General features: G+C 65.0%; 15 protein-coding genes and 1 pseudogene. 9 read left to right on the plus strand and 7 right to left on the minus strand.

Annotation, left to right across the window (positions count from 1 at the left end):
• Positions 1-18: 18 nt before the first annotated feature.
• The gene (locus tag OKW27_RS13865) at positions 19-615 is read right to left on the minus strand and encodes a LysR substrate-binding domain-containing protein (RefSeq protein ID WP_429333813.1); all 597 of its coding nucleotides are present in this window, start codon (positions 613-615) and stop codon (positions 19-21) included.
• A gap of 93 nt (positions 616-708) precedes the next feature.
• Here OKW27_RS13865 and OKW27_RS13870 point away from each other — a divergent pair, with 93 nt between their 5' ends.
• Complete coding sequence (locus OKW27_RS13870; RefSeq protein ID WP_429333814.1) at positions 709-1,188, plus strand: nuclear transport factor 2 family protein; 480 nt, start codon at positions 709-711, stop codon at positions 1,186-1,188.
• A 3-nt stretch (positions 1,189-1,191) separates the two neighbouring features.
• A pseudogene (locus OKW27_RS13875) lies at positions 1,192-1,332 on the plus strand (2-oxoglutarate-dependent dioxygenase); the annotation flags it as partial.
• A 39-nt stretch (positions 1,333-1,371) separates the two neighbouring features.
• On the opposite strand, the gene OKW27_RS13880 reads toward OKW27_RS13875, so the two are convergent.
• The 3 genes from OKW27_RS13880 to OKW27_RS13890 form a co-directional block, all read right to left on the minus strand.
• Positions 1,372-1,809, minus strand: coding sequence for a GNAT family N-acetyltransferase (locus tag OKW27_RS13880; RefSeq protein ID WP_429333815.1), 438 nt, complete (start codon positions 1,807-1,809; stop codon positions 1,372-1,374).
• A gap of 38 nt (positions 1,810-1,847) precedes the next feature.
• Positions 1,848-3,287: an MFS transporter gene (locus OKW27_RS13885; RefSeq protein ID WP_429333816.1), complete on the minus strand. Its 1,440-nt coding sequence runs from the start codon at positions 3,285-3,287 to the stop codon at positions 1,848-1,850.
• A gap of 294 nt (positions 3,288-3,581) precedes the next feature.
• Entirely contained in the window at positions 3,582-4,466 is an 885-nt protein-coding gene (locus OKW27_RS13890) for an isocitrate lyase/PEP mutase family protein (protein ID WP_429290473.1), read from the minus strand.
• A 200-nt stretch (positions 4,467-4,666) separates the two neighbouring features.
• Here OKW27_RS13890 and prpR point away from each other — a divergent pair, with 200 nt between their 5' ends.
• From prpR to ahpF, 3 genes are all read left to right on the plus strand, one after another.
• A complete protein-coding gene (gene prpR / locus OKW27_RS13895; RefSeq protein WP_429333817.1) occupies positions 4,667-6,688 on the plus strand; it encodes a propionate catabolism operon regulatory protein PrpR in 2,022 nt (673 codons plus the stop codon).
• Between the two features lie 148 nt (positions 6,689-6,836).
• Complete coding sequence (ahpC, locus tag OKW27_RS13900; protein WP_090809789.1) at positions 6,837-7,400, plus strand: alkyl hydroperoxide reductase subunit C; 564 nt, start codon at positions 6,837-6,839, stop codon at positions 7,398-7,400.
• A 172-nt stretch (positions 7,401-7,572) separates the two neighbouring features.
• Positions 7,573-9,171, plus strand: coding sequence for an alkyl hydroperoxide reductase subunit F (gene ahpF / locus OKW27_RS13905; RefSeq protein ID WP_090809791.1), 1,599 nt, complete (start codon positions 7,573-7,575; stop codon positions 9,169-9,171).
• 111 nt (positions 9,172-9,282) lie between these two features.
• Here the strand turns inward: ahpF and OKW27_RS13910 are convergent, their stop codons facing one another.
• Positions 9,283-9,696: a DoxX family protein gene (locus tag OKW27_RS13910; RefSeq protein ID WP_090809793.1), complete on the minus strand. Its 414-nt coding sequence runs from the start codon at positions 9,694-9,696 to the stop codon at positions 9,283-9,285.
• A 97-nt stretch (positions 9,697-9,793) separates the two neighbouring features.
• Positions 9,794-10,519, minus strand: coding sequence for a pirin family protein (locus OKW27_RS13915; RefSeq protein WP_429333818.1), 726 nt, complete (start codon positions 10,517-10,519; stop codon positions 9,794-9,796).
• Between the two features lie 137 nt (positions 10,520-10,656).
• On the opposite strand from OKW27_RS13915, the gene OKW27_RS13920 reads away from it, so the two are divergent.
• On the plus strand, positions 10,657-11,568 hold the full coding sequence (locus tag OKW27_RS13920; protein ID WP_090810514.1) for a LysR family transcriptional regulator: 912 nt from the start codon (positions 10,657-10,659) through the stop codon (positions 11,566-11,568).
• Between the two features lie 12 nt (positions 11,569-11,580).
• Here the strand turns inward: OKW27_RS13920 and OKW27_RS13925 are convergent, their stop codons facing one another.
• Positions 11,581-12,597, minus strand: a complete 1,017-nt coding sequence (locus OKW27_RS13925; RefSeq protein ID WP_429333819.1) for a 1-aminocyclopropane-1-carboxylate deaminase — start codon at positions 12,595-12,597, stop codon at positions 11,581-11,583.
• A 140-nt stretch (positions 12,598-12,737) separates the two neighbouring features.
• On the opposite strand from OKW27_RS13925, the gene OKW27_RS13930 reads away from it, so the two are divergent.
• The 3 genes from OKW27_RS13930 to OKW27_RS13940 all read left to right on the plus strand — a co-directional run bounded on the left by OKW27_RS13930 (position 12,738) and on the right by OKW27_RS13940 (position 15,417).
• Positions 12,738-13,253 carry an Lrp/AsnC family transcriptional regulator gene (locus OKW27_RS13930; protein ID WP_026226668.1) on the plus strand — a complete coding sequence of 172 codons (516 nt, stop codon included), beginning with the start codon at positions 12,738-12,740 and terminating at the stop codon, positions 13,251-13,253.
• 147 nt (positions 13,254-13,400) lie between these two features.
• Positions 13,401-14,159: a peptide-methionine (S)-S-oxide reductase MsrA gene (gene msrA / locus OKW27_RS13935; protein ID WP_429333820.1), complete on the plus strand. Its 759-nt coding sequence runs from the start codon at positions 13,401-13,403 to the stop codon at positions 14,157-14,159.
• A gap of 358 nt (positions 14,160-14,517) precedes the next feature.
• On the plus strand, positions 14,518-15,417 hold the full coding sequence (locus OKW27_RS13940) for a MipA/OmpV family protein (protein ID WP_090809799.1): 900 nt from the start codon (positions 14,518-14,520) through the stop codon (positions 15,415-15,417).
• Positions 15,418-15,455: the final 38 nt, after the last annotated feature.

Consider the following 15,455-nt stretch of genomic DNA (forward strand, 5'->3'; position numbering starts at 1 on the left):
TGCCGTCAGCGTGAATGTTTACCATCGCGCGCGAAGCGCAGGAACGCCTTGACGGCGGGCGCTCGCTCGTGCCGACAGTTGCGAGGGCCGCACGCTGGCCGAGTCCGCGAGTGGCGAATCGGCTGGCAGCGCGAGCACGAAGCGGTCGCGATGCACGGTCGTGGCCTGAATGCCGATTGCGAGCGGCATCGGCGGACGCACGTAGGCCGCGTCGAGCAGTCCGTCGCCGAGCATCGCGGCGACCGCGTACATCGGCACTTCGCGGATCGATACCTCGACGCCCGCATGCGTGCCACGAAAGCCGCCGACCGCCTTCTGCGACACGCCCGCGTACGCGGCCGATGCCACATAGCCGATCTCGATGCGTCCCACCTCGCCGCGTCCGGCGAGCAACGCGCGCTGCGCGGCACGCGCGAAATGCAGCTTCGCCGCGGGTTTTGCGGCGGCGCTGGGGGTAGCGGCGCTCGTCGCGGCGTCGGTGGCGGCGGTGGTGTGGAAGCTCGCCGGGCGGGCGGAGGTGGTGCGCTTCAAGGGAGCGATATCGGAAGGGTAAAAGCCGTCGTCGGCTCGCGCCGGCCCCCCTTTCACGCCGTTTTCCGATATCGTGTGCGCCATCCCCGCCGCCTACCGCGCGCGGGCTGTTTTTCCGGAGCGCGGCGCGACGCTGCGGGTGCATGACGCGCTCCCGCAATACACCATACGACATCAATGAGCCATCCCAACACCGAGCTGATCGAACGTTTCTACACCGCCTTCCGGCAACGCGACGCCGAGACCATGGTCGCCTGTTACGCCGACGACGTCGTCTTCAGCGACCCCGCTTTCGGCGAGCTGGTCGGCGACGAAGCGCGCGACATGTGGCGCATGCTCGTCAAGCATGCGCAAGACTTCACGCTGAGCTTCAGCGACATCGAGGCGGACGACCATACCGGCCGCGCGCAGTGGGTGGCGCGCTACCGTTTCGTCCAGACGGGGCGCGACGTCGTGAACCGGATCGAGGCGCGTTTCGTGTTCCGCGATGGGCTCATCGTCGAGCATCGCGACCGCTTCGATCTGTGGCTGTGGATGCGCCAGGCGATGGGCGTGCGCGGCACGCTGTTCGGCTGGTCGCCGTTCGTGCAGCGGATGCTCAGGCAGCAGGCGCGCCGAGGGCTGCTGCACTATCGCGGGCAGTTGACGCGCGACTAGGTGCGCGCGGGCGGCGCGGTGTATTTCCGCTGCATGAACGGCCAGCGCCAGCTCGATCCGTCGACTCTGCACGGCGGCGCGCCGGTGCTTGCCGGCGATAAGTGGATCATGACGAAGTGGATGCGCGAGCGCGCGTACGGCTGAGGCTGGGTCCCATCAGTGGGAGGCGTGCCGAGGCGGGGCCTATTCGGCCGCTTTGTAAACATCCGGTCGATGCAGCTCCATATACCGCTCGGGGTTCTCGAGCGACGTGAACCCATGCGGCGCATAGACGTGATGCGCGTCGGTCGTGACCAACATGATTCTGCGCAGCGTGACGAGCGAAGGGCTCGCAAAGATATGTTTCATCAACGCCGACGCATAGCCCTGGCCGCGATACGCGGGCAGCACGAACACGTCGCATAGGTAGGCGAAGGTCGCCTCGTCGGTGACGAGGCGCGCGAACGACATCTGCTTGCCGTCGACAAACCCGCCGAAGCAGAGCGACCCGGCGACGGCGCGCTTGAAGGTCGCGCGTGGCATGCCTCGCGCCCACGGCGTTTCCTGCGACAGGAATGTGTAGACGAGGTCGAGGTCGAGATCGTCGATGCGGCTGGAAATCGTCAGTTCGCCTGCTTGCACGGCACGTCTCCTTTTGATCGCGCAGCGCTTGCGCGTCCCTAGCTCTTCGCCGGAGTTTCACCGCCGCGCGAACCCCCACCGATACTCTGCCCAGCATTGCGGGCGAGCCCCATATATCCAAGCACGGACAGCAGCGTCAGCACGCCCGCGAACAGGAACGCGAGGCGGAAATCGTCGAGCGTGAACACGTGGCCGGTCGTCTCGCCGTTGAACAGCGCCGCGACGCGCAGCGACACCGCGCCGAATGCGATGCCGAGACCGATCGTCATCTGCGCGGCCGCGCTCCACAGCGTACTCGCCGCGCTCATCTGCGGCTGCGGGATGTCGGCATAGGCGAGCGTCGCGAGCGTCGAGAACTGCATCGAGCGCGCGACGCCGTACACGAACACGACGATCAGCACGAACACGAGCGGCACGTCCGGCGTCAGCAGTCCGCACGCGATGATGAAAATGCCGGCCACCGCCACATCGACGATCGACACCATCCGGAAGCCGTAGCGCTGCAGGATGCGCGTGGTCAGCGCCTTCATGCCGAGATTGCCGAGCGCGCTCGCGAGCAGCAGCAGCCCCGAGCGGAACGCCGACAGCCCGAAACCGACCTGGAACAGCAGCGGCATCAGATAGGGCACCGCGCCAATGCCAATGCGCGTGAACGAGCCGGTGATGACCGTCACGGAAAACGTCGGCACCTTCAGCGTCGATACGTCGACGAGCGGATACGGATGACGCTTCGCATGCTGGAACGCGAGCGCGCCGACCAGCAGACCGCCCGCCACGATCGAGACCGCGAGCCACGGATTGGTGGCCGCCTGGCTCGCGAGTTCTGCGCCGTACAGAATCGCGGTCAGCGCGACGCCGCTCAGCAGCAGGCCGACGACGTCGAGCGGCTTGCGTTCGGTGCCGCGCAGGTTCGGCACGATGGCGAGCGCGACGGCAATCGCCGCGAGGCCGAACGGCACGTTCAGCAGGAAGATCCAGCGCCACGATGCGTAGGTCGTGATGAAGCCGCCGATCGGCGGGCCGACCACCGGCGCCGCGATGGCCGGCCATGTGATCGTCGAGATCGCCTGCATCATGCGAGCTTTCTCGGTGCTGCGGACCACGATGAGACGGCCGACCGGCACCATCATCGCGCCGCCGATGCCTTGCAGCAGCCGCGCGGCCGTGAACTCGGGCACGTTCTGCGACAGTCCGCACAGCACCGACGCGACCGTGAACACGCCGATCGCGCTGACGAACACGGTGCGCGCGCCGCAGCGGTCGGCGACCCAGCCGCTCGCCGGGATGAAGATCGCGAGCGCGAGCATGTAGGCGGTCATGCCGAGACTCAGGCTGTTCGGGCCGACGCCGAACGAACGCGCCATCTGCGGCAGCGCGGTGGCGATCACCGTGGTGTCGAGGTACTCCATGAAGAAGGTAGCCGCGACGATGTACGGCAGCCAGCCGACGTGCGCGGTGCGGGTGCCGCTGCAGCTCATCGGGCGATCTCCCGTGCTGCGCGCGTGCGCGCTGAAAGACAATTGACGAGCCCGCGCGGGGCGCGTGAAGAGTTTGACGTCATGGTGCTTGCGACTACCTTTCGTTTGCGTTTTTGTGCTTCTGCCGGCAGCCGGGAGAGCGGCCCCGCGGACGAGGCCGGCGCCGCGAATGGTCGCGGCGGGCTGACGCGAACATCAGCTTGCCTGATTGCCAGCCCTGAATCCTAACGCAATAAAGGGTTCCATATCGCGCAGGCATGCAGCGCGTCGCACCGCCGCGCCGCCGCCCGAGCGTCAGTCCTTCCCCGCGTACTCCTTGTCCAGCCGGTCATACAGCGGCTTGTTGACGAGCCGCTGGCGCTCGCTGAACGGCGCGACGATCGTTGCGTCCTCGTCGAGGCGGCCGCTGCTTTGCAGCGTGCCGAGCGCGCGCTGCATGCCGAGCACCGCGCCCTGCAGCGCCGCATTCGCGTACAGCACGATGCCGTAGCCGAGCTTCGCGAGCGCGTCGCGCGACTGCACCGGCGTCTTGCCGCCGATCACGATGTTGATCAGCTGCGGCACATTGAACAGCCCCGGCAGACGCTCGATGTCGGCGAGCGATTCGGTCGCCTCGATGAACAGGATGTCGGCGCCCGCCTCGATGAAGCGATGACCGCGCTCGATCGCGTCCTCGATGCCGTGGACTGCGGCCGCGTCGGTGCGCGCCATGATCTGCAGGTTCGCGTCTTCGCGCGCGTCGACAGCCGCGCGGATCTTGCCGACCATCTCGCTCGCCGCGACGACTTCCTTGCCCGAGAAGTGGCCGCATTTTTTCGGCATCACCTGATCTTCGAACTGGATCACGTCGGCGCCGCTGCGCTCCAGCACGCGCACGGTCTGGCGCACGTTCAGCGCGTTGCCGAAGCCGGTGTCGGCATCGACGATCAGCGGCAGCGCGACCGCGTCGCGGATGCGCGCGGTGTGCTCTGCGACTTCGGCAAGGCCGATGAAGCCCAGGTCGGGTAGACCGAGCGACATGTTGGTGACGCCCGCGCCGGTGATGTAGACCGCCTCGAAACCGGCGTCCTCGATCACGCGCGCGCTCATCGCGTTGAACGCGCCGGGCACGAGCAGGCCCTGACGCTGATTGACTTTGGCGCGGAACGCGGCGCGGCGGGTGGCGGAAGTGGTGGTCATGATGCAGGTCTCCAGAAGGGAAATCGGTAAGGGAACGCGACCGACATTCTGCAGGAAGCGTGCCATTGAACGGCAGTTCGCCGGTCGTGCCGCTGGAACAAGGCTTTGCGCGATATGAACTCCTGCCTGGACGTTCATGGCACAATCGGTGGAACGTTTCATGAAACGTTTCGAGGAACGTTTCAATCAAGGAGAGCCGCGTGTCCACGTTCACCCCATTTGTCGCGAATCCTGGCCCCGCCGTCGATGCCGGGCGGCCCGGTGTCGCACTCGTCAGTATCAGCCGACTGCAGTCGCTTTGCGAGACGGTGGCGCCGCGCTACGCGGGCCGGGCGAAGTTCTTCACGGTGCGGGAGGGCTACGGCGCGGCCGTCGCCGCGCTGCAGGCTTACGTGGACGCAGGTTCGGTCGACGTCGTACTGTCCGCCGGCTCGAACGGCGCGTACCTGCGCGAGAACCTCAGCGTGCCGGTGGTAATGGTCAAGGTGAATGGCTTCGACGTGTTGAGCGCGATCACGCGCGCGACCGCCACATGGCCGCAGGCGCGCATCGGACTCGTGCTGCACGAAGCAATCGCGCAGGAGCTGGCCGACCTGAGCCCGCTCTTGAACGTCGATCTGCGGCAGCGCGCGTATCGGTCGATCGACGAAGTGCGGCTCGCAGTCGATGAACTCGCCGCGCAGGGCTGCCGCGTGGTGGTCGGCGCTGGCATGGCCTGCGATCTGGCGCAGCAGGCCGGCATGGAAAGCGTGTTCCTGTATTCGCTTGCCGCGGTCGAGGAAGCGTTCGAGCGCTCGGTCGAACTGGCGCGGGTGAGCCGCCAGAAGGAATCGAAGCGGGTGCGCCTGAACACGATCGTCGCGCATCTGCGCGACGGCGTCGCCGCGTTCGACGAAGCCGCCCAGCTCGAAGCCGTCAACCCGGCAATGCTCGAACTGCTCGGTCTAGGCGCCGCGCAGGCGGTCCCAAACGACGACGAGGACACCCCCACACGAGTCGCGCGCGCGCTCGCGCCGCTGCTGCGCGAGACGCGCGCCGCCGACCAGCCGGTCGACGAACGCATCGAACAGATCGGCGGCCGCGCACTGATCGTCGGCTGTGTGCCGATCGTCGAGCAGGGCGCGCGCGCCGGTTTCGTCGTGACGGCGCAGGACGCGCTCGTTGCGCAGCGGATCGACCGTTCCCTGCGCACCAGCCAGCGGCCGAGGCATCTGGTCGCGCGGCACCGGCTCGACGATCTGATCGGCGCTTCGGCGGCGCTCGAGCGCGTGCGCCGGCTCGCGCGCGCCGGCGCCGCGCACGACGCGACCGTGCTCCTGAGTGGCGAAAGCGGCACCGGCAAGGAACTGGTCGCACAGGGCATCCACAACGCGAGCCGGCGGCGCGGCAATCCGTTCGTCGCGTTCAACTGCGCGGCGGTGCCCGAGGGGCTGATCGAAAGCGAACTGTTCGGACACGAGGAAGGGGCGTTCACGGGTGCGCGGCGCGGCGGCAAGCCGGGGTTGTTTGAAATCGCGCACACCGGCACTATTTTTCTCGATGAGATCGGCGAAATGCCGGCCGCGCTGCAAAGCCGGCTATTGCGCGTGCTGCAGGAGCGCGAGGTGATGAAGCTCGGCGCGGGCCGCGCGACGCCGGTCGACGTGAGGGTGATCGCTGCGACGCACCGTGATCTGCACGCGCTCGTCGAGGAGGGCGCGTTTCGCGCGGACCTGTATTTCAGATTAAATCTGCTTCAGATAAAATTGCCGCCGCTGCGCGAACGCCGTGCCGACATCGCGCCGCTGGCGCGGCACCTGCTGCAGCGCAGCGCGCTGCAGTACGGCTTGTCGGCGGCCGGGCTCGAGCGGGTGCTCGTGTTTCTCGCCCCGCTTTTTGCGGATTACGCGTGGCCCGGTAACGTCCGTGAACTGGAAAATCTCCTGGCCCGTGCGGCGATTTATATCGGTGAGCCAACCAACGAGATGTCCGGGAACTTGACTGCCGACGCCTTGCCAGACCGGCAGGCCGTGTTTCCCGAGTTCTTCCGGATCAGCGCGGTCGAGGTCGAGCAGATCACCCAGGCGCCTCCGGGCCCTGCGCCCGGCAGTACGGCGCCCCGCGCTACCCCCAGCCGTGAGGCTGCGCTGCGCGCTCTCGAACAATCGGGCGGCAATCGCGCCGCCGCGAGCCGAGCGCTCGGCATCGGCAGAACCACGCTGTGGCGGCTTCTGAAGGGCTGAAACGCCCGGCAAATCGTCCGATAGTTTCGACTGACGAAATGAATAGTGCTAAACTATCGAACTGATTAATACAATCTGCTTTACCTATTAAGCGCACTCTGACATACTGGCTCCACTTTCCAACCCCCTCAAAGAGAGGATTTAGCAAATGCCGATCATCAACAGTCAAGTCAAACCGTTCAAAGCACAGGCTTTTCACAACGGCGATTTCCAGACCGTCACTGAAGAAAGCCTGAAGGGCAAGTGGTCGGTTTTCGTGTTCTACCCGGCCGACTTCACGTTCGTGTGCCCGACCGAACTCGGTGACCTGGCCGATCGTTATGAAGATTTCAAGAAGCTGGGCGTGGAAATCTACAGCGTGTCGACCGATACGCACTTCACGCACAAGGCCTGGCACGACACGTCGGATACGATCCGCAAGATCAAGTACCCGATGCTGGCTGACCCGACACTCGCTATCTCGCGCAACTTCGACGTGCTGATCGAAGAAGAAGGCCTCGCGCTGCGTGGCACGTTCGTGATCAACCCGGAAGGCGAGATCAAGCTGTGCGAAATCCACGACAACGGCATCGGCCGTGACGCTGGCGAACTGCTGCGCAAGGTTCAGGCTGCTCAGTACATCGCCAAGCACCCGGGCGAAGTGTGCCCCGCCAAGTGGACGCCGGGCGCGCAAACGCTGACCCCGTCGCTCGACCTGATCGGCAAGATCTAAGGTCCGCGCAGCTCACGCTGCACCCGCAGTCTGCATCTGCCGGGATCTTCCCGGCGCTTCACCGCGCGACTCGCCTGATACGGCGCTTCGCGCGTCCCCGGGCCCAACACGTCCTATCCGGATGCGTGCGGCGCCGGGACACCCACACCCCTCGTCACGGAATCGCAACGCCATGCTCGACGTCAATCTCAAGACTCAACTGAAGTCGTACCTCGAAAAAGTTAGCAGGCCTATCGAGCTCGTCGCGTCGATCGATGACAGCGCGAAGTCCCAGGAGCTGCTGGCCCTGCTGAACGACATCGCGACCTTGTCGGAGCGCGTCACGGTGATCGAGCGTCGCGGCGACGACGAACGCAAGCCGTCGTTCTCGATTGGCGAAGCGGGCAAGGAAACCGGCATCCGTTTCGCCGGCATTCCGATGGGGCATGAATTCACGTCGCTCGTCCTCGCACTGCTGCAGGTCGGCGGCCATCCGGTCAAACTCGACGATGCGGTGATCGAACAGATCCGCAGCCTCGACGGCGACTATCAATTCGAAACGTATTTCTCGCTGTCGTGCCAGAACTGCCCGGAAGTCGTGCAGGCGCTGAACGTGATGGCGTTGATCAATCCGCGCATCCGTCACGTCGCGATCGACGGCGCGCTGTTCCAGAACGAAGTCGACGCGCGCCAGATCATGGCGGTACCGACGATGTTCCTGAACGGCGAAACCTTCGGCCAGGGCCGCAGCGGCGTGAAGGAAATCCTCGCGAAGCTCGATACCAACGCCGGTGCGCGCGCCGCGAAGCAACTGGAGAACAAGCCGGTGTTCGACACGCTGATCGTCGGCGGCGGCCCGGCGGGCGCGGCGGCGGCGATCTACTCGGCGCGCAAGGGCATTGCGACCGGTGTCGTGGCCGAGCGGTTTGGTGGCCAGGTGCTCGACACGCTGTCGATCGAGAACTTCGTCTCCGTGACCGAAACCGAAGGACCGAAGTTCGCGACCGCGCTCGAACAGCACGTGAAGACCTATGACGTCGACATCATGGACGTGCAGCGCGCCGAAGCGCTGATTCCTGGGCGCATCATCGAAGTACGTCTGGCCAACGGCGCGGTGCTGAAGGCGAAGACGATCATCCTCGCGACCGGTGCGCGCTGGCGCGAAATCAACGTGCCGGGCGAGCGCGAGTATCGCAATCATGGCGTCGCGTACTGCCCGCACTGCGATGGCCCGCTGTTCAAGGGCAAGCGCGTCGCGGTGATCGGCGGCGGCAACTCGGGCGTCGAGGCGGCGATCGACCTCGCGGGTCTCGTGCGCGAAGTGACGCTGCTCGAATTCGGTGCGACGCTGCGTGCCGACGAGGTGCTGCAACGCAAGCTGCGCAGCCTGCCGAACGTGACGGTCCTCACGCAAGCGCAGACCACGGAAATCACCGGCGACGGCAAGAAGGTCAACGGTCTGGTCTACAAGGACCTCGCTTCGGGCGAAGTGAAGACGGTCGAACTCGAAGGCGTGTTCGTGCAGATCGGTCTCGTGCCGAACACCGAATGGCTGAAGGGCACGGTCGAGCTGTCGAAGCATGGCGAGATCGTCGTCGATGCGCGCGGCGCGACGTCGGTGCCGGGCGTCTTCGCCGCCGGCGACGTGACCACGGTGCCATTCAAGCAGATCGTGATCGCGGTAGGCGAGGGCGCGAAGGCATCGCTGTCCGCATTCGATCACCTGATCCGCAACAGCGAAGAAGTCGCGGCGGTCAGCGAAGCGGAAGCGGAAGCCGAAGCAGCGGTTTGATTCGGTAGCTCAGAGAGGCAAACGGCGGCCCGCGGGCCGCCGTTTCAGTTTGCGCATGCAACAAGGCCCGCATTCGTGCGGGCCTTTTTCGTTAAAGCACGGGAATCGGTATCACCGCCGGTCGAACGAATACTTGCCGGGGCCGGTCACGCACAACAGCAGCAACCCGCCGATGATGCCGATGTTCTTGTAGAAATGAATCATATTGTCGTACTGCATCGCGCCGGTCATGTTCCAGTAGTGATGGCCGATGATCGCGGTGCCGAGCGTATACACCGCAAGCAGCAGCGCCAGCGGTCGCGTGAAAAATCCCACTAACAGCGCGACGCCCACCACAAGCTCCATCACCACCGCGATAACAGCCGAGAACGCCGGCACGGGCGCGCCGATCGACGTCATATAAGCGACGGTGCCGGCAAAGCCGGTCAGCTTCGACCAGCCGAACATCACGAACAGCACCATCAGCAGGATTCGAGCGACGAGAACGACGACGTCTTTCTGGTTTTCGAACAGTGTGTAGCGCATGATTTTTCCCGATAGGGTCGAGCGATGAAGCTCGCTGGAAATCGTCGTCCAGCGAGCCGCGTTCAGGTTTGAGTCAATAGCGGCGCAAGCGGAGCGCTTATGCCCACAACGCCGAGGTTTCGATATTACGCAGGTCGAACACGAGCACTTCCGCATCGCGGCCCTGCGTGAACGTCAGCGCTTCTTCACCCCGCACCCGCGCGCCGTCACCCTCGCCAAGCTCGACGCCATTCACCGTGACGCTGCCGCGCGCCACCTGAACATATGCATAGCGGTCCTTCGCGAGTTCGAGCCGCGCGGTTTCCTCGCCGTCGAACAGACCGGCATACACGCGCGCATCCTGTTGCAACTGCAGCGAACCGTTCGCACCGTCCGGCGACAGCACGAGCCGCAGCACACCGCGCTTGTCGGCCGCGCCGAAGTGCTGTTGCTGATAGCGCGGCGTCGTGCCTTGCTGGGCCGGCGCGATCCAGATCTGCAGGAAGTGCACCGGCTCGCTCTTCGAATGGTTGTATTCGCTGTGCGCCACGCCGGTGCCCGCGCTCATCAACTGGACGTCGCCCGGCACGATCACCGAGCCCGTGCCCATCGTGTCCTTGTGTTCGAGCGCGCCTTCGAGCACGTACGAAAAGATCTCCATGTCGCGATGCGGATGCTTGCCGAAGCCCTGCGCCGGCGCCACACGGTCGTCGTTGATCACGAGCAGGTCGGAGAAGCCGTTCTGCTTCGGATCGTGATAGTTCGCGAACGAAAACGTATGACGCGAGCTGAGCCAGCCGTGTTCCGCGCGGCCACGTTGGTTGGCGTGTCTGATTTCGAGCATGCTCTTTCTCCTTGAGTTTTGTCGTGCGATCCGGGCCAGATGTTTGGCTGCGATCCATGAACGACAGTGTAGGTCAATCCGGATGGCTATAATCATGATCAAGCCGGAAACACTGTCGCATTGGAGTGGACAATACGATGCAACTCGATGACATGCGCATCTTCGTCGCGACCGTCGACGCCCACAATTTCACCGCCGCGGCCAACCGGCTGTCGCTGTCGAAACAGTTCGTGAGCCGCCGTGTGATGGCGCTCGAGGAAGCGCTCGGTGTGCAACTGCTGATCCGCAACACGCGCAAGCTGGCGGTGACCGATCTGGGTCAGGAGTTCTACGAGCGCGCGAAGCGCATCCTCGGCGAGGTCGAGGACGCCGAGCAGGCCATGTCGCTGCGCCGCGCCGGGCCGCGCGGGCTGCTACGCGTGAGCGCGCCGATGTCGTTCGGCATGACGCATCTGTCGCCGCTCGTCGCGGCGTTTCTGCGCGAGCATCGCGACGTGCGCTTCGACATGGAACTGAGCGACCGCGCCGTCGATGTGGTCGGCGAAGGCTTCGATATGGCGATCCGTATCGGCACGCTGGCGGATTCGTCGCTGATCGCGCAAAAGCTGATCGATGTGAAGATGGTCGCGTGCTGCAGCCCCGGTTATCTGCGCCGGCGTGGCAGCCCGGCCGTGCCTGGCGATCTCGCGAACCACGAATGTCTGCTGTACGGCCACGGCGGCGCGGTGAGCTGGGACTTCAGCGTCGAGGGCGTGGTGAAGAGCGTCGAGGTGCGCGGGCCGTTACGCGCCAATAACGGCGATCTGATTCGCGATGCGGCCGTCGCGGGACTTGGAATCGTTCGGCTGCCGGATTTCATCGTCGCCGATGCGCTCGCAAGCGGACAACTCGTGCCCGTGCTCGAAGCGTTCCTGCCGTCGGCGACGGGCGTCTATGCCGTGTATCCGCAGCATCGGCAAAGCTCGGTCACGATCCGGGCATTCGTCGAGTTTCTGCGCAGGCATCTGAGGAAGAAGCTCGCGACCGAACCGCGGACGCCCGTCGGCTAATCCCCTAAACCCTCACCCGTTGCGGAAGATAAAGCTATACGCGCTCAACGCCGGCACGCCGCCCAGGTGCGCATAAAGTACGCGCGAGCCGGCCGGAAATTCGCCGTTACGCACCTTGTCGATCATGCCGTGCATCGACTTTCCCTCGTACACCGGATCGGTCAGCATGCCTTCGAGCCGCGCGCACAGACGGATCGCCTCGAGCGTGCCGTCGTTCGGCAGACCGTATTCCGGGCCGCCGTAGCGCTCGTCGAGCACGATGTCCTTCGCGGTGATGTCGCGGCCCAGTTCGACGCTCTCGGCGGTCCGCTTCGCGATGCGTGTGATCTGCTCGCGTGTCTGCGCCGGTTTCGCCGATGCGTCGATGCCGATAACCCGATCGACGCGGCCGTCGGCGGCGAAACCGACGACCATGCCAGCCTGCGTGCTGCCCGTCACCGAGCACACGACGACGTAGTCGAACCTGAAGCCTAGTTCGGCTTCCTGCTGACGCACCTCTTCGGCAAAGCCGACGAAGCCGAGGCCGCCGAGCGGATGGTCCGAGCAGCCGGCCGGAATCGCGTACGGCTTGCCGCCGGCCGCGCGCACGCTGTCGAGCGCGTCTTCCCAGCTCTTGCGAAAGCCGATGTCGAAGCCGTCCGGCACGAGCCGCACGTCGGCGCCCATCATGCGCGACATCTGGATGTTGCCGACGCGGTCATACACCGCATCCGAGTAGTTGACCCAGTTCTCCTGCACGAGCACGCACTTCAGGCCGAGATGCGCGGCAACCGCCGCGACCTGGCGCGTCTGGTTCGACTGGATGCCGCCGATCGACACGAGCGTGTCGCAGCCCTGCGCGAGTGCGTCGGGGATCAGATATTCGAGCTTGCGGGTCTTGTTGCCGCCGAACGCGAGGCCGCTATTGCAGTCCTCGCGCTTGGCATACAGTTCGACCTTGCCGCCGAGATGCTCGCTCAGACGCTTGAGCGGTTGAATTGGCGTCGGTCCGAAGGTGAGCGGGTAGCGGGGGAATCGTTGCAGGTTCATCGCGGCTCCGTGGTGGGGTGATTTCCGTGAGTACATGTTAGGAAAAACCGCCAGAAATGAGCTTGCGAAAAAAATCGCTTAGACGTATTTTTCGAAATCAAAGAATGTCCACCTCCTAATAAAACTTCGTACATATGGCAATGAGCGCAACGAAAGTTCGTGCTGGAGCGCCACCTTCGGGCATCGGCGCGATTCACCATCCGCTCGATCGCATCGATCGCGCGATCCTGCGGCAGTTGCAAACCGACGCGTCTATTTCGAACGTGGCGCTCGCCGCGAAAGTGAAGCTGAGCGCGCCGGCGTGTTTGCGGCGCGTCGAACGCTTGAAGGAATCGGGGCTGATTCGCGGCGTGGTCGCGCTGCTCGATCCAAAGGCGGCCGGCGCGGGCATGCTCGTGATCATCGGCGTGGTACTGGATCGCTCGACGCCCGAGTCGTTCGCCGAGTTCGAGAAGGCCGCGCAGAAAGTGGCCGGCTGCATGGAGTGCCACGTGGTGACCGGCGAGTTCGACTATTTCATGGTGATCCGCACGCGCGACAGCGACAGCTTCAATCGACTCCACGCCGAGCAGTTGCTGTACCTGCCGGGCGTACGGCAGATCCGCTCATTCATGGTGCTGAAGGAAATCCTGTCGACCACGAAATTTCCGCTGTGAGCCGCGCGGCCGCGCCGCCGGCCGCGAAAGCGCGCATGCTGTCATAAACGCCGCGCCCGCGCGACCAAGCTTCGGCACACCCGCATGCGGCCGTGGCAGCACCGTGCCAACGCGGGCGGGCGCCGGCACTTTTCCGGAGCGACCATCATGACTCGCAACAGACCGCAATTCCTTACATCGTTCGGCGGCAGCTCGAAACGCACACGCGCGGCCGTGTTGTCGTTGCTGCTAGGCGCGGCCGCGCTCGCGTTGCCGCTCGCGCAGCGCGTCGGGTTCGCGGCGGAGAACGCGGTCGTGATCGCGCCGCCCGCGCTCGACGAACCGATCCCGGCCAGCACCGCGCACGAGGAAACCGCGGTGTTCGCGGGTGGCTGCTTCTGGGGCGTCCAGGGGGTGTTCCAGCATGTGCGCGGTGTCACACGGGCGGTGTCCGGCTACTCGGGCGGCTCACGCGACACCGCGCAGTACGAGACCGTCAGCGGCGGCGAGACGGGGCACGCCGAATCGGTGCAGGTCACGTTCGATCCTGGCAAGGTCACCTACGGCCAGTTGCTGCAGGTGTATTTCTCGGTGGTTCAGGACCCGACCGAGCTGAATCGTCAGGGGCCCGACAGCGGCACGCAATACCGCTCCGCGATCTTTCCGCTGAACGACGCGCAACGGCGTGTCGCGCAAAGCTACATTGCGCAGCTCGACAAGTCGCACGTGTTCCCCGCGCCGATCGTCACGAAGACGGAGCCGTACAAGGGCTTCTATCCGGCCGAGTCGTATCACCAGAACTATCTGACCTTGCATCCCGATTCGGCCTACATCGTGTTCAATGACATGCCGAAAATCGCCAACCTGAAACGCCTGTTCCCCAACCTGTATCGCGACAAGCCGGTGCTCGTCGAAGCAGGGCAATAACCCCTCCGAACGGCGGCGCCAGCGGCGCCGCCGCAGCGCCGGACCGTCTTCGGCTTACGCCTTGGGTCGCGCTCGTCATCAATCTTCCACAGAGTTGGCGCATATCTTGCGCAGCAATGTTCCGTTGGCCATTGTCCGCGTCACCGCGGCGCGCAAGGACTATGCGCAGTGGCCACCACGCTAGCGCGTGGGTCATGCGGGCTCGCCGCGCCTCGTGCACATCGCGCTGCCCGCTTCATCGATTGGAAAAATTACACGCCGTAAGTAACAGCGCGGCGGTCGTCCGCGTTTTTGGGTCCGCGCTGGACCCCGGGCGAAAACCTAACCTCATCGCGACGAGCGAAATTGGAGGCTTCCGGTGGTCAACAGCCGTAGAAAGAAGCGGGGCGCCATGCCTCGCCATAAACAAACCGGCATCGCGGCGAGCTCGCTCGTCGCCGCGACCTTGGGCGCGATGGCCTGCGTGCCGGGTGTGGTCTTCGCGCAGACGCCGTCGCCGCTCGGCGAATGGCAATATTCGGTGGGCGTTCCGCTGCAGAAGATGTGGCAGCCGAACATTCCCGACTGGCAACTGCGCTTCGGCGTGGCCACATCGTTCCAGCCGCGCTTCGTAGGATCGGACCGCTATCACCTGGTGGCCGGCCCGAGCATCGACGTGCGCTACAAGGATCTGTTCTTTCTGTCGAGCGGCGAAGGTTTCGGCGTGAATTTCGCGCAGGGCGAGAACTGGCGCATGAGTCTCGCCGCGGTCTACGACCTCGGGCGACGCGGCCAGAACGATCCGCAGGAACTCAACGGGCTCGGCAACATCAACCCGGCGCCCGGTCTGAAGCTTTCGGGCGAGTACGTCGTGTCGAAGGATTTTCCGCTCGTCCTGCGCGCCGATATCCGCCGCTATTTCGGCGGATCGAACGGCTGGATCGGCGATCTCGGCGCCTATATGCCGATGCCCGGCAGCACCAGGCAGTTCTTCTGGTTCGCCGGCCCGAACGTGGTGCTCGCGGACTCCAATTACATGAACAGCTGGTTCGGCGTCAATCAGGAGCAGGCCGCGCACTCGCAGTATCCGCAGTACCACGCGAGCGCGGGCTTCAAGTCGGTGGGTTTCGGCGTCAGCGCGATCTGGCTGTTCAGCAAGCACTGGTTCGCGACCGCCGACGGCGCGTTCGAGCAGCTCGTCGGCAGCGCGGGCAACAGTCCGATCACGCGCAGCCGCGCGACCGGCGTCGCCGACGTGTCGATCAACTACCGGTTCTGACGCAACGCCGCCGCGCAGCCAATGCGCCGTGACTTGGT

Origin of the sequence: Paraburkholderia sp. 35.1 (assembly GCF_050436525.1) — a bacterium.
Taxonomy (GTDB): Bacteria; Pseudomonadota; Gammaproteobacteria; order Burkholderiales; family Burkholderiaceae; genus Paraburkholderia; species Paraburkholderia tuberum.